This is a genomic window from Paenibacillus sp. W2I17 (assembly GCF_030815985.1).
GTDB lineage: Bacteria > Bacillota > Bacilli > Paenibacillales > Paenibacillaceae > Paenibacillus.
In genome coordinates, this window is sequence record NZ_JAUSXM010000001.1 from 4343106 (window position 1) to 4359066 (window position 15961).

A 15961-nucleotide genomic window follows, 5' to 3' on the forward strand; every position below is an offset into this window, starting at 1 on the left:
CACTTCGAAAAGTGGCCCTTGATCCATTCCCTCGTTATGCTTCGTTGTGTTTCGTTACGCCTCTTCCCAGAAGCGGCGCAGGTTGTCCATGGCGATTTTGGATGCGGATTTACACTCCTCCATGCCTTCGAACTCCACCGTAATGTTGCCATCATAGCCGGAGTCTTTGATCAACTTTACAATTTTGCGGATCGGAATGTCCCCTTGTCCAACGATCGCTCCTCGCAGGAAGTTACCGTAGGCTGTCGTAAACCATTCACCCTCACCCGGATGCTCATCATAAGGACGGAAGTAGAAATCTTTGAAGTGGACCAGAGAAGCGTACGGCAGATTTTTCATGACGCCGATGATCGGATTCTCATCCACACACATGAAGTTGCCAATATCGAGTGTTGTTTTGAAGTTCGGACGATCTACAGCATGCAGGACACGCTGCACCCGGTCACTCGCCTGCACGCTGAAGCCGTGATTCTCAATGGTTGTCGTGATGCCAAACTGTGCGGCATAGTCCGCAATAATCTGGCTTCCCCGCACCATCAGCGGCAGATGTTCCTCGAACCAGGTGATGGTCATCTTCTCCTTTGGCAGGGTAAACGCCGTGACGTCATGACGCATATGTTTTACACCCATCCGGTGTACGACATCCACATGTCCTTTGACCCGAGCCATCTCTTCTGCAAACGCCTCTTCCGTCTCCTGCACGAAATTCGCTGGCATCGAGTAGTTGGACAGTTCAATACCCGCAGTCGCTGCCCGTTCCCGAATCGCATCCGCCAGATCGTGATTATCCTCCACGGTATAACCGTAAGGCACCATCTCCATATGCTCGCCGCCGTTCGCCGCAATCCAGTCGATCACATCCAGCACCGTCATCTCACCCGAATTCAAATCGTTCAACAAACTATACGTGCTCAGGCCCACTTTCATCTGCTCAGCTCCCTATCGATATTGTTGAATAAATTGAACTGCCTTGCGAATGTCCTGCTCCGGCTGATGCCCAACCTCACGTTCAATCGTCAGATAACCGGTGTAACCAATCTCCTGAAGCGCTGCAAAGTATCCGTCAAAATCAACGCCACCCTCGCCCAGCGGCACCTCACGGAAGAAAGTCCCGGAAGAGACCATCTCGGCAATCTTATCGTGATCCATAGGGGCATAACCGACCGCTCCGTATACGTCTCGTGGGTCAACTTCCTTCAGCCGCACACCATCCTTCACATGGGTATGTACGATGTAATCCTTGAGCAGATGAACGCCCCGCGCCGGATCATCTCCGGTCACCATTACCATATTCGCCGGGTCAAAATTCACCGATACTCCGTTGGTGGACAGTGTATCCAGGAATCCTTTCAAATCAGCAGCCGTTTCCGGTCCTGTCTCAATGGCAAAGTATGCACCAACACTTTTCGCGTATTGACCCAGTTCCTCACAAGCAGCGTGCAGCGTAGCGTAGACCTCCGATGAAGGGTCATGTGGAACAATGCCGATATGTGTGGTGACGATGTTGGTACCCAGATCGAGGGCCAGATCCACGATCCGCTTCGACTTCTCCACTTTCCACGGATTATCTTCCTTGACCTGAAACCCATGTCCGCCCAGGTCACCGACCAATGCTGAAATGTCGAGACCTAGCGAATCGATGTAACTCTTCAACTCCTTACGCGCCGCAGGCGACAAATTTTCAGGGTCCATCTCTCCCTTGACGGCATAGATCTGCACACCTTCTGCACCTACGTCTTTGGCTTTGTTCAACCCTTCCCGTACGCCTACACCAAAGCTATCCACGATGACACCGATCTTATTCGTTAATTTCATCTCATACCTCCTGAAAATTTACGTATTTGGATTCACTGGAACAAGCTTCACCGATTTAATCTCATAAGGCTTGAATGTCAGTTCGAATGCCCCGTTTGGACAAACAAACGGATGGATCTCATCCTCCAGCAGATTAATGATGGACGCTTTGATTTCCTTTTCAGCCCACTGAACCTGCACCGTTTCCCGACCCCCTGATGATTCGTAGAAACGCAGCACCGTTCCCGAGCCATCTTCCGCAGCCTTAATGGCATCCAGAATGACATGCTCACTGTGGAACCGAACCCAAGCATGTTCAGCTGGCAAGTGACCCGAAGATGGACTCGCAGCAACAACCTCCACCGGATGATTCAGCTCCATCGCCCGGCGAACGACGGCAGCTTGTCGCCAATCGCCCTGGTGGGGCAGGATCGAATACGTGAATTCATGATCGCCCTGATCGGCATGTTCATCTGGCCATTTTGGGGCACGAAGCAGGGACAGGCGGATCGTCCGATCCTTGATGTCATACCCGTACTTGCAATCATTCAGTAAACTCACACCGCTGTTTCCCTCCGAGATATCCGCCCAACGATGCCCGCAGACCTCGAACTGCGCCTGCTCCCAACTGGTGTTGTTATGGGTTGGACGCTCCAACGCTCCAAACGGGATTTCATAGGCTGCTTTGGCTGCCACCAGATCCACCGGAAATGCCACCTTGAGCAGCTTATGACTCTCATTCCATTTCACTTTTGTATGGAAATCAACACGCCGCTGGTAACGATGCAAAATGATATCCTGACTGATCTCCGATTGATTCAGCTTCCAGACAAAACGCAGTACATCTCGCGTAGCCCCGTGCTGTACAACCTCTCTGGAGATCAGCTGCACCGCACCTGCCCGCTGGGATTCAAATCGTGGATCGATATCCCAAGCATCCCAGTACGTCGGTTTGTCGTGGAAAAACTGCCACTCATTCGCCCGATCACCGGGCTTCAGCCAGTCGCGTCCTACCGTTTTGTCATACCATCGAGTGATCTCCCCCAAATCATTGAACTCAAGCGTGTAAAATTCGGTTTCCCACGTGGAAGGGAAGGATTTTTCTTCCCTTACTGGAAGGATAACATCCGATGCGTCGCGCAGCCATATGGTTGTATACCCAAAAGCAGGAATCGATGGAACATGCACAAGCAACGTATACTTGTCTTCCTTTTGTTCGAGATCACAGATCAGTCGGTTCCCTTGACGATCGAATGCTGCCATTCTGGCGAGGTGAGCATCCCCTGTAATGGTGATATTTTCCCCACGTTCCCAGCCGAGGCTGTTAAATATAATGTAGGGGAGACCATCCACTTCACCTGTTGCAATGTTCTCCGCAAGGTTAGTCAGCGTTTCCCGCAGTGCGGATGTACCTAATGCAAATACCTTCGTGTACTCCTCGGTAGACGTTACGTATACTTCAGGAATCGACGTTCCCGGAATAATGTCATGGAATTGGTTGAGCATGATCAGCTTCCAGCCTTCATCCAGGTCATTCTTCGTGTGCGCGCCGTAAGAAGCCCCGGCAAATTGCCCCCAGATTTCCGCTTCCCGATATAATACCTCTGCCTTACGGTTGCTACGTTTGTTCCTTGCATGGGTCGTATAGGTTCCGCGATGCAGTTCCAGGTACAGGTCCCCGTGCCACTTTGGCAACGTCGGCTTATTTAATGATATATCTTCAAAAAAAGCTCCTGCTGTGCTGAATTTGCTGATCGGCTGTCCCACCATCAAGTGGGATCGCTCCGCAAACTCCACCATCTCATTCGTCACGCCGCCACCACCATCGCCATGTCCGTAAAGCAACATTTGCTCAGGGTGCACATCCTTTTGTTTATATGATTGCCAATGTTCATCCACATCTTTGGGCCGTGTATGCTCATTCACCCCATGATTCAGATAAGCGAGTACGGAAGTACCATCAATGCCTACCCAGTCAAAGAGGTCATACGGAAACGCATTGGTATCATTCCAATTCAGCTTCGTGGTCATAAAATAAGGAATATCCGCAAGCTTCAGCATCTGCGGCAAGGAAGCACAGTAGCCAAAGGTATCCGGCAGCCACTCGATGTTGGAGCGTTTGCCAAACTCGGCCTGATAGAAGTTCTGTCCATACAGAATCTGCCGAACTAACGACTCGCCACTCGGAATATTCAGATCCGGCTCGACCCACATGCCTCCAACCAATTCCCAGCGTCCTTCAGCAATGCGGGCTTTAACTCGCTCGTACAACTCCGGGTAATGATCCTTCACGAAGGCATACAACTGCGGCTGGCTCTGGGAATACACAAAATCCGGGTACGTGTCCATCAAGGTACACATGGTCGAGAACGTGCGACTGGACTTGCGAATCGTCTCACGTACAGGCCACAGCCAGGCTATATCAATGTGGGATTGTCCAACCAGATGCATGAAGCCACTTCGATATTCCTCCGGGTCTTCCTGCTGTACCGACTGTGCTAATGCATATTCGAAGTTCTGTATCCAGGCTGCATCACTCCAGCGTTCCGGGTCATTGTACATGTTATCCATCACCTGATGAATAGCCTGAACAATTGCCATCCGCTTGGGCTCCTTCTCGTTATATGCCCGGAGCGACTCAGCGAGTACCGTAACGCTGTACATCAGGCTCTGGAGTGGCTGGTTAACATGAACCAATGCTGCTCGAATGCCCCGAATGGGCGGCTGAATAACAGCTTGTCGGTTGAGTGGATCATGCGGCTCTGGAATCGGATCGTAGAGTTCAATCTCCAACTGCGGCGTATTCCCTACCCGACTCCTCGGAAGGGGTACGAACCCGTGATTCCGATCCAGTCCATGATAAGGCATGTCGTTCACCTTCAGCAGCCCTTCTCCTCCAGCCTCGAAGATCAGCCCAACAGCCTGATCTTGCCATTCCGCCGGAATTTCCACACGTTTGCTCAGAAAATATGTCGTGCCGTGTACGCTGTTCAGCGGATTCAAGCTTTGCATGGCCTTGTTTGCCTGCTCATCTTCATTTTCATGTGCGTGCTCATACTCGTATTCCCCTGGCCGAATGTATCTGGCTCTCTGCATCTCCCACGCTGGAAGCTCGATCGTATCCAGCCATTGCTGCTGTTTCAGATCTTCGATGAATCGCTGAATTCGAATCATACCTCCACCCCCACCTTCTGGATGTGCAGACTGCAGGCGGTCCAATCTTTGGAACTACGGCCAACCATGAGCCTGAATTCACCCGCTTCTACGACAGACTGGAGACGAGAGTCGATCAGTGCGAGATGTTCTTTTTGCACAGGGAATGTAACGGTCTGGGTCTGTCCTGGCTCCAGATGAATTTTACGAAAACCCTTAAGTGACATTTCAGCCCGCGTAACCGAAGCCGACACATCCGTGATGTACAACTGCACAACCTCGCTTCCCGATACCGCTCCGGTATTCGTGACTTCAACCATCACCTGTGCTTCATCGTCCGGGCCGATGACTTCTGGCATTACTCTTACATTCTCGTATTTGAATTCGGTATAACTCAGTCCGTGTCCAAACGGATACTGCGGCGCCAGATCCATCTCCAGATACCGCTTGCCACGAGTGCGTTTGGCATGATAGTAGACCGGAAGTTGCCCAACATGCTTGGGAATGGAGACGGTAAGGCGCCCCGATGGATTCACATCGCCAAACAGAATATCTGCAATGGCGTTACCACCTTCCTGTCCGGGGTACCACGCTTCCACAATGGCATGGACATGCTCATCAATCCAAGGTTCAGCAATGGGTCGGCCGTTAATATAAACCACGATAACAGGTTTCCCCAGCTTATGTACCTCCTGCACCAGCTCCAATTGAACACCCATGAGATTCAGGGAAGCCCGGTCAATGCCCTCGCCACACTCCATGTCGTTCCATGGATCATCGGTCACCACTGAAGCACCTGTCCGCAAATCGATCGTACCTTCACCAAAATCGCGAGCGCTGGAACCACCCATCACCATCACGATGACATCCGCCTGTTCCGCACAGGCGAGCGCTTGCGCAAAACCTTTCTCTGGAATCGCCTTTAATCCGGCAGCCAGGTGCGTACAACACCTGACCCGAATCCGCGCCAAGCTTGCGTGTAATGCCATCCAGTACCGTGACGATCTGTTCTCTCGGCTGTGGCGAGGTATAGTCCCCAAGTTGGTTATAGATATGGTTCGCGTTCGGACCAATGACAGCTAGCTTTGTACCTGTTTTGGCAAGCGGAAGAGTATTTCCCTCATTTTTCAGTAAAACAATCCCCTCTTGTGCAACTTCCCTCGCCAGCTGAGTATGGTCTTCACATCCGATAACCCGCTCTGCAAACTCTGGATCAACGAAAGGCTGTTCGAATAACCCAAGTCTGAATTTCATCTCCAGCACCCGCCGCACAGCCAAGTCCAGATCCTTCTCTTCGATTAATCCCTGCTCCAACGCCTGACCGAGATGTTTGCGGTACATGTACCCGGACATCTCCATGTCTACCCCTGCCTGAAGGGACTGTGCTACAGCCTGCTCCCCGTTCTCAGCGGTGTTATGTCCATGGACCAGCATCTGAATGGCGCCAAAATCAGTAATCACAAACCCATCAAAACCCCACTGCTCACGCAGAAGGTCATTCAGCAGATACGTACTGGACGTGCAAGGTACCCCATCAATTTCGTTATATGCGGTCATCACGGAGCAAGCCCCGGCTTCCACTGCTTTTTTGAACGGCAACAGATCTATTTCATGCAATTCACGTAATCCCATATGCACCGGAGCAGCATTACGTCCACCCTCTGAGCTGCCATAAGCCGCAAAATGCTTGAGTGTCGCCACAATTGTCTGGTTGGAATCAAGGCGGTCACCCTGCAGTCCCTTCATCGCTTCTACTGCAAATTCACCGATTAAGTATGGATCTTCGGCAAAACATTCCTCCGTCCGTCCCCACCTCGGGTCACGCACGACATCAAGCACCGGGGAATACGTTGCCGCTCCCCCCTGACTCCGGGTCTCCACAGCGATGGCTTCACACATCTTGCGGTATAACTCCATATTCCATGTGCTGCCCACCATTATCGGTACCGGAAAAACTGTTGCCCCGATCGCCATATGCCCGTGGGAACACTCTTCTCCGAACAAAATGGGTATGCCCAGCCGAGAATGCTCCATGGCATACTGCTGAATGACATTTGTGGCAACGGCTCCCTGCCGTGGAGTAAGCCCCGTTTCCAGCGTCACTTCAGTCCATGGATCGGCCCGAAGCACACCATACAGAGAACCGACACCGCCCTGTTCCATGTCCGCTTTGAACTCTTCCGTCACCTGTACTGTACCATCAGCTGCTTTATCATACGTCTTCCATCCCATGGGCTGAATGAGTTGTCCAATCTTCTCTGCCGTTGTCATCCGTCCGATCAGATCCTGAACCCGCTCCTGAATGGGAAGCGAAGCATCTTTATAGTCCATATGCACATTCTCCTTATGCGTTCGGAATTAGTTAGGTGCAAGCACTCACATGGCTTTGCGGTAGTCACTTGGTGCCACACCCACCACGTTCTTGAAAGCCCGGTTGAAGGAATTATAGTTTGTGTATCCCACTTCCTCACTGATCTCCTGAATAGCCTTATCCGTCTCCTGCATGAGCAGCTTGGCTTTTTCGATGCGATGGCTAATGAGCAGATCCACAAACTTCTCCCCAATCTCATCCTTGAAAAGCTTGCTCAGATACTTCGGATTAATATCGAATAGATCACTAAGGTAGTTCAGTGAAAGATCTGGATTGTTGTAATGCTCTTCGATGTATTTGCGAATCTCCAAAATATGTGATCTGTGTTTTCGGGAACAATGCAGCGTCTGCATCTGCAGCGCCAGTTCCCTGAACCCTTCCCAACACAGCTCACGCAGATCGTCTAACGTCTCCCAGCCCTCAAGCCTTGGAAGAAGCGGGGTGAATATAGCAGCCCATGACTCCTGATATTCCCGTGGAAGTTCGGCGAATTCCCGATTGTAATGTTGAAATAACAATTGGATTGTATTCATAATCTCCTGACGGGACAGAACGGACTCACTAATTTGTTCAAACAGTCTTTCAAAATGCTTTTCCCACACATCGTCCGATAAACGCATCGCCTGTACCAGCAGTGAGATGGTCTTCAGGAACTCATATACATCATTGGTCGAATTCGGCACATCACTACACGGAATGATGCGATTTATCCCCAGTACAGCCTTGTACTCCAGCGCGTGCACAGCTTCTTTCAATGAAGCTCTCAACCCCCGAATATCGACAGCAACCCGACCAACACCAATGGTCACGGTGAAGTTCAGATACTGATCGATTCTGTCTAAATAACCAGTGAGCAATCGATGCTCGGTCTCCTCAGCTTGATCCATTTCTGGAATCCAGAGGATGGCGTACAGACGCTGATCGGAGATCCATTCAGCCCATACTTCTGTTCCTTCATGGCGGGCACTCTCCTGCAGAATACTGGATAACACAAATTTCAGGAGGGATTGGTCCTGATCATGATACTCCTTCACAAATGCATCATACCGATCCATCTCAACTACCATGACGGCCCAACGATGCTCCAGCTCAGGCAGTTTGAACTTCTTCATCTCCGCTGTCAGCTCCGTGCTTGTAAAGTCTCGTGTGCCCTCCAGCAACTCCTGAAAGAACATTTTTTTCTGCAAAATCAGATTCTCTTCATGCTCCTCCTGATATTGCCTCGTCTGATCAATCATGCGTTCCAGTGTTGTATGGATGAATCGGAACTCATTCTCCTTGCCATAGTTCAGTCCAGATTGCTTCTGCGAAGAGACGGTCTGAATTAATGTGACAATCTGCTGAATCGGCTTGTAGTTTCTGCGGGTCACATAGATCACCCATACCACACCAATCAACACAACCACTACAGCAAAAGCAAACCAGATATTATAAAATTGCAGAGTCCATTTGACGATTTTTCCATTATTGAGACCTGTCTGCACCTTCCAACCGCTATAACTCGACGTAAATTCGGAGAAGACTTCTCCCGACGCGGTTTTAGTAGAAGCTGCAGCCCCTCCTGGCATGCTGCTATCCCACAGATTGCCGCCCGAACGGTTGAAGATGTTCACAAACGTAAATTCCGGATCATACATCTGCATAATGGATTTTCTCAGGGTACTCAGGTCCACGTTTGTGACCACAAGTCCTTTGCCGTTTCCTACACTGCGCACAATCGTAATCACTTGCTCAGTCGCTTGCGATGGAAAAGCCCGGAACGCTCGTGCTCCTGCCCATTTCTGTTCATCCCTCGTCCGGCTGTCTGCAATAAAGTCTGCATCCGGGAACTCTTCAATCGGAACAGCCTTCCCGTTACTGAAGACCGTGCCATCCCCGTATCGAACGAGATAAATCGAATCAATCAGCGGATACTCTATTTTCAATTCATCAACCACCTGGACCGCCTGAATGCCGGCATACACATCATCGCTGCCAGATACCGAGAAATAATTCTTCAAGTTAGGGTTGGTCAAAATCTCACGCAGTACCTTGAAGTCGATGGAACGCAGGGAGTTGTCCAGATATTGCGTGACCTGAGAGGCCAGAAATTCATTGGCCTTGAGCGCTTCTCTACGGTTCTGTTCATTGAATACTTGAAAGAAAATAAAGAATAGAATGGTCGTCACAATAAAGAAAACAGGCAGATACGATAACAGCAAACGTCTAAACCAATTGTTGTTCATCTCCGAGATCCCCCCACCGTTACTGTTCATGCTGAATGACGACAAACATCTGTGCTGATCGCTAATTTTCCATAAATATTCAGTACATTATATCGGATGACGTGGGGTTGTCATAGGAGAAGACCGTCCCGGTCACGGGTGACAGACGGGACAGCCTCTATATTGAATCCTCCAATTATTGATTCTTCTCAATGGCACGCTGGTAGATCTCAAGGTAATTACTCAGTCCGAGACCATCGAAGCCTTTGACATACGAATCCCATTCCTTTTCAATGCTCTTGCTGCCAATAATGAACTGTGCCATATTCGTCTGCACATAATCCTTGATGGCCGTAGTCAGTTGTGCAGCTGATTCCGTATCCTCTGGACGAATAAATACGTTCGCAGGGTATACTTCTTTGGGTGCATAAGGTTCATACACATTGGTTGCTTGAGCCAGACGTGTACCATAACCCTCTGCTTCTAAAGGATTCTGTCCTTCCGCAAACAGATTACGGAACGTGTTGGACAAGTCATGTGCTCCGATCTGTGACCAACTCTCGTTCACAACAACGTTTGGATCACGCTCAGGCAGGTTGTAGTAGCTGTATTTGGCCGGCTCGCCATTGATGTTTTTCTCATCGGCATCTGCCTTCTTCCAGCCCTTGCCTTCAGTTGGTCCATACTCCGCGTACAGCGCACCTTCTTCACTGAACATGTAGTCTACGATTTTGATGGCGGCAATCTGCTGTGCTTCTGTCGCTTTGTTCGTGATGGCAAACTCAAACTCACCTACGCTCTGCGTGGCGCCTGTCGTCTGCACTCCATCCGGTCCTTTCAATGGAGGAACGATCTCCCAGTGCTGGTGACGGGTGATATCTTTGTCATAAGTATTCACGAGATAACTGACCAGCGCCGTTGTAATGGAGCCGACCACTTCATCGCCTTCCTTGTTGCCCAGCTGTCCAATCGCCTGATCGTTCTGTGTAAAAGAAGCCGGATCAATCAGGCCATCTGCATAGAGCTTGTTCATGTACTCCAGCCCTTTCTTCCAGCCTTCCTGATTGGCGGCAAAACTCACCTTGCCATCGTTCACGATCAGGTATTTGTCGTTATCATTGTATATAAAGCTATTCATCAGGTAGGCATCAATGTTGCCATTCCATACATACTTGTTCGGTGCGCCCGTGAGTGGAATCTCGTCCGCTTTCCCGTTACCGTTTGGATCTTGTGTCTTAAACGCCTTCAGAACGGTATAAAGTTCATCAGTTGTGGTTGGCATTTTCAGACCCAGATTATCGAGCCATTCCGTGTTGATCCAGTATTTCTGTGCATACGTACAGTGGTAACATTCATTGAAGATCGGCAGCGCATAGATGTTGCCGTCCGGTGCCGTGATGGCTTCTTTGAAGTATGGCTTCTCTTCCATAATCTTGGTCAGATTCGGACCATACTCCTTAATCAGATCCTGTAGCGGAAGGAACACGCCCTGTTTTCCATAGGTTTGAAGGTCTGAGGTGGTGAACTTGCCGTGAAGAAACACTTCCGGATAATCACCACTAGCCAGCAGCAATTGTCTGCGATCCTGCAAAGCATCCGTTGGGGCCAGATCCCATTTTAGGGTAACGTCGAACTTGTCTTCGATAAATTGGGTAAATTCATTCTCTTCCATGGACGCTTTGCCTTGCGGAGCAAAGAGAGTCATGGTTACAGGACCGCCGCTCTCCCCGCTACCGTCGCTACTTCCACCCGATTCCTCGGATGAACTGCACGCGGACAACAAAGCCATCGAAGCAAAGACCAGAAACAACATCGAAATCCAAGATTTTCTCAATCTGACTCCTCCTTTTTGTTCATAACGGCAAATTATTGACTTGTAGTGCACGTGTATAAAATCGATCCCGGAAGCCGGCGTGTTCCTTCCACCTCCTTTCAAGAGGCAACCGGGCTTAACTCACTAGGATTAACCTTTGAGGGAACCAACCATGACCCCTTTGACAAAATGCTTCTGTACAAATGGATACATGATCAGAATTGGAATACTCGCCACAACGATCAGTGCATATTTCAACACCTGCTCGAAGCCTTGGTCCCGCATCTGTTGGCTGGTATTGGCGAGCATCGCCGGATCAGCCGCGTTCAGGATAAGCAGATTGCGAAGCACGTATTGTAGAGGGAACAATTTCTCGGAACGCAGGTAGATCAATGCATCAAAGTACGCATTCCAGTGACCTACGGCATACATGAGTGTCATGACTGCCAGAATGGGCTTTGATAAGGGAAGAACTACGCTGATCAGATACCGGATATCCCGGCAACCGTCCATTTCCGCGGCCTCCCCGAGTTCTTCCGGGATGGAAGATTGGAAGAAAGTCCTTGCCACGATGACCTGGAACACCGCGAGCGCCCCGGGCAACCACATCGCCCAGCGTGTATCCAGCAGGTGCAAATCCTTCATCAACAAGTAGGTGGGAATCAGACCACCATCAAAGAACATCGTGATCATCATGAAAATAATGATGGCCCCTCGTCCATAGAACGATTTGCGTGACAAAGGATATGCCAGCATGACGGTCAGCACTACGTTAATGAACGTACCCACCACGGTGTAAATGATCGTGTTATAGAAACCGAGCATAAGCTGTTGGCTTTTGAAAATGGAGATGTACGCCTTGAAGTTAAAGTCTACCGGGAACAGCCACACCTGACCGGATGTCACGGCTCGTGAAGAGCTAAACGAAGAACTGATGATATACAAGAGCGGGTAAAACACCGTTAGCAGTATGGCAAACAGAAAGATGTAGTTAAGTATCATGAAAATGCGGTCACCAAGCGGGTCCTTGATCCGGTTACGATTAATCAGGTTGAACATGGATAAGCTCCTCCTTTACCACAAGCTGTTCTGGGATACTTTGCGCGATATGCCGTTGACGATAACCAGCAGGATCAGGTTGATAATGGAGTTGAAGAACCCAACTGCCGAGGAGAAGCTGAAATTGGCTCCGATCAGACCCACCTTGTACACATACGTGGAGATGACCTCCGAAGCGCTTGTGTTGAGTGGATTCTGCATCAGGTATATTTTCTCAAAGCCCACGCCCATAATGCTGCCCAGACTCAGAATCAGCATGATAACGGTGACTGGAACGAGCGATGGGAGGTCGATGTGCCATATTTTTCGAAGCCTTGATGCACCGTCCATCTTTGCTGCTTCATAGAGAGATGGATCAACACCGGCAAGAGCTGCGATATATATAATTGATGAATATCCCATGCCCTGCCATACTCCGGACCAGACATAGATCGATTTGAAGTATTCCGGGATGCCCATGAAGTTGGTCATCGGGAAGCCGAGCAGTGTGAACAGCTTGTCTACCACGCCGACATGCGGGGAAAGCATCAGAATGATAATGGATACCATAACAACCGTTGAGATAAAATGCGGAGCGTAGGTAACCATCTGCACGGTCTTTTTGAAGTAACCCGTTCGAATCTCATTCAGCGCCAGCGCCAGAAGGATCGGAATGGGGAAACCAGCAATTAAGGAATAAAAGCTGATGCCTATCGTGTTTTTGATTAACAGCCAAAAGTTTGGAGATTGGAAGAAGGCTTCAAAGTGTTTCAATCCGACCCACGGGCTTCCCCAGATTCCTTTGACTACATTGAAGTCCTTGAAGGCGATCTGGACACCCACCATAGGAATGTACTTGAAGATCAACAGATACAATACCGGGGGCAGCACGAGCAGGTAGAGCTCCCAGTGTTTCTTGAGGCTTTTGATGAATGGATGCTGCCGCTTGGGCTCCACATGTTTCCTCTGTTGGAGTTCCATCTTGGCGGGTATGCTTTCCGTAGCTCGACTCATTTGCGTCACTCCTTCTACACCTCAAGTGTAATAATACATTACATTTACATCCCTTAAACATCCTTTTTTCTGTTCCAAGTTCCTTGTTTAACAAAGATGATGTAAACATTCATATCAGGTAGCGCTTTCTTGATTTGATAGTACCTCGTACAGTAATCTTTTATCAATTTGCAATTTTCTCCGACTTCTCTTTATTCTAAAAACCCTTATGTTTCAAGCGATTTCGGGCCATTTCTATTGGGAATTATGTCCCTTATGTATGAATATAAAAATCCCGGAGGCTGTTATATCTCCCCCGGAATTGACATGGTATTCTATGCGCTTGTGATCAATCTGAACGTATGTGTGATCGGCGCTTCACTCGTTGCAGCGGATTGGGGCAGATCCACAAGAAGTCCATCTTCCGTCTGCTGATACGAAAGTACGTCATCGCTACCGACGAGTTCGATCCGCTCTACCTTTTCCAGATAAGGAATGATTAACTGTGGTTGTACGGTCTCATTCTCGTTTCGGTATATCCGGAAGGCATATACGGTGTTGATCTCTTCTTTCTGTGTGAAAGCCCAATCTTTCGTGAAATATGGCCCGCAGATCCGGGTTCCATAGACGCCTTCTCCATGAGTACCCAACCATTCTCCGAGGCCCTTGATGCCTCGAATTGCCCCTTTTGGCAGACGCCCATCGGGCTGTGGTCCTACATTCAGCGCCAGGTTACCGCCCTTGGACACGACTTCAAGCAGAATATGTGCCAGCTGTCTTCCCGTTTTATATTGATCATCGAATCCAAAAGCAAAGGAGTTACCCACGGTAATACAGCTTTCCCATGGAATGTTCATCGGATGTTCCGGTATGGTCTGCTCGGGGGTAACGATATTCTCATACGGCCCACCCACGGTGCGATCTGCGGACAGGAGCCAAGGCTGGGTGGTCTGACGCGCCTGTTCCACGACTTCACCAAGCCTGATATCCTGACCGTGGCGACCTTCGCGCACCCAGCCGGCATCCAGCCACAGACATTCGATCCGTCCGTAATTCGTCAGCAGCTCCATGATCTGCTCATGTGTGAACTCCACGAATTTCTCCCACAGCCACGGATACTTATGGGGATCATACGAGGGCCCGCGCCACATATGACGACCACGTTCCATGCCCGGTGCCCAGTAATACGGGGTATGCCAGTCCGCTTTGGAGAAGTACGCTGAGATGCCGAGTCCTTTGGCCCGGAAAGCGTCAAATAGCGCTCGACAGATGTCTGCATACTTATGGGTATGAAAAGGCGTGTCCTTCCCCGTAATCCGGTAATCCGTCGTCTTGGTATCCCACATGCAGAAACCGTCATGGTGCTTGGTGGTGAACAGGAAGTATTTGAACCCGTTATCTGCCGCCATCTGTGCCCATTGCTCGGGCTGGAAGCGAATCGGATTGAAGGTTTTGTTCAGATCGAAATATTCCCGTTTGAAGTCTTCCATGTCATCCGTCCAGTCGATGTCGTCGCGCGACCAATCGCCATCCTCGTCGCTTAGCGCCCAGGATTCCACGAGACCAAGCTGGGAATACGGCCCCCAGTGCATCATCAGCCCCAGCTTCTGGTCCTTGAACCACTCCAGCCGCTCATTCAGCAGTGGATCTTCCGGTTTGATCCACTCTTCCTCTTTGCTAAAATTATGCACGCCGGCTTCGACAATCTGCTCTTCCTTCTCCAGTACGGTTTCTTTGGTTTCGCTCATCCTGTTTCATCTCCTTTGGATTAGATAAAAGATAAACCATGCATGTTACGCCTGGTCACTCCGATTGCAGTACCATCTTTCGATCGCTGTTATCCCCGGATTTCTTTTATTTCACTTTATAATTGTTGGAAATCCGGTGATAAAGGCGAGCGCTTTGCTTCTTCAGATTGGTTCTGCACTCTCCGTTTTGGCGTAAACGCTAGTTTAACTATTAAAGGGCGTAGTAACTTTGTTATTTCGATTGCGGTACCCTCTCCAATTGCTGTGGATCCCTTATTTCCCTCGTTTCTATAGGGAAATCCGAGGGCAGAGAGAGTGCGCTTTGTTGTATTGAATTGGTTTTGTGTTCTCCGTTTTAGTGTAAACGGTTCGCTTAACCTATACAGGGCGTAGTAACCCGTTATTTCGAGTGCGCTGCCCTCTCCAGTCACTATGGAACCCCTTATTCCCCTTGTTTATATAGGAAAATACAAGCTGGCTGATCTTGGCGAATGAGTAAAGTTTTTTCTAAGGAACTCAGGGCGTCTTATTTAGCCTTTTGGTCCTCTTTTTAAATTGTAAGGAACATCAGACACGTTATTTCACGAAATTAGCTAGTAAAAACGCTGTAATCTGCTGTTTATTCTCATATAGCGTGTCTCAGGTTCCTTAGCTTTCTGAAGAGGCTTCAAATCCTTAAATAAGACGCCTCAGATTCGTTAGCGCTCGCTCCATGCTCTGCTCCACCCATGAGCGGAGAGGACGAATCCATACCCGCCCGGAGCGGAGCTTTTCATTGAAAGGGAGCGAAATGCTCATAACTTTTAATGCCACGGGAGTAGTAAAGTATCAACGTAGAATATTCCCT

8 protein-coding genes and 1 pseudogene are annotated in these 15961 nt (G+C 49.5%); all 9 read right to left on the reverse strand.

The window, feature by feature from the left end; genetic code table 11:
• Nucleotides 1-54: 54 nt before the first annotated feature.
• Nucleotides 55-927, reverse strand: coding sequence for a sugar phosphate isomerase/epimerase family protein (locus tag QF041_RS19495; protein ID WP_307415374.1), 873 nt, complete (start codon nt 925-927; stop codon nt 55-57).
• Nucleotides 928-939: 12 nt separating this feature from the next.
• Nucleotides 940-1815, reverse strand: a complete 876-nt coding sequence (locus QF041_RS19500) for a sugar phosphate isomerase/epimerase family protein (protein WP_036674684.1) — start codon at nt 1813-1815, stop codon at nt 940-942.
• Nucleotides 1816-1833: 18 nt separating this feature from the next.
• Nucleotides 1834-4968, reverse strand: a complete 3135-nt coding sequence (locus QF041_RS19505; protein WP_307415375.1) for an alpha-mannosidase — start codon at nt 4966-4968, stop codon at nt 1834-1836.
• A pseudogene (locus QF041_RS19510) lies at nt 4965-7278 on the reverse strand (glycoside hydrolase family 3 N-terminal domain-containing protein). The gene QF041_RS19505 and the pseudogene QF041_RS19510 overlap by 4 nt, the downstream one beginning before the upstream one ends.
• A gap of 45 nt (nt 7279-7323) precedes the next feature.
• The gene (locus QF041_RS19515; RefSeq protein WP_307415376.1) at nt 7324-9543 is read right to left on the reverse strand and encodes a helix-turn-helix domain-containing protein; all 2220 of its coding nucleotides are present in this window, start codon (nt 9541-9543) and stop codon (nt 7324-7326) included.
• Between the two features lie 175 nt (nt 9544-9718).
• Complete coding sequence (locus tag QF041_RS19520) at nt 9719-11356, reverse strand: type 2 periplasmic-binding domain-containing protein (protein WP_307415377.1); 1638 nt, start codon at nt 11354-11356, stop codon at nt 9719-9721.
• Nucleotides 11357-11485: 129 nt separating this feature from the next.
• On the reverse strand, nt 11486-12394 hold the full coding sequence (locus tag QF041_RS19525) for a carbohydrate ABC transporter permease (RefSeq protein ID WP_307415378.1): 909 nt from the start codon (nt 12392-12394) through the stop codon (nt 11486-11488).
• Nucleotides 12395-12409: 15 nt separating this feature from the next.
• Nucleotides 12410-13387, reverse strand: a complete 978-nt coding sequence (locus tag QF041_RS19530) for an ABC transporter permease (protein ID WP_373461350.1) — start codon at nt 13385-13387, stop codon at nt 12410-12412.
• Nucleotides 13388-13701: 314 nt separating this feature from the next.
• Nucleotides 13702-15114, reverse strand: coding sequence for an alpha-L-fucosidase (locus QF041_RS19535; protein WP_307415379.1), 1413 nt, complete (start codon nt 15112-15114; stop codon nt 13702-13704).
• Nucleotides 15115-15961: the final 847 nt, after the last annotated feature.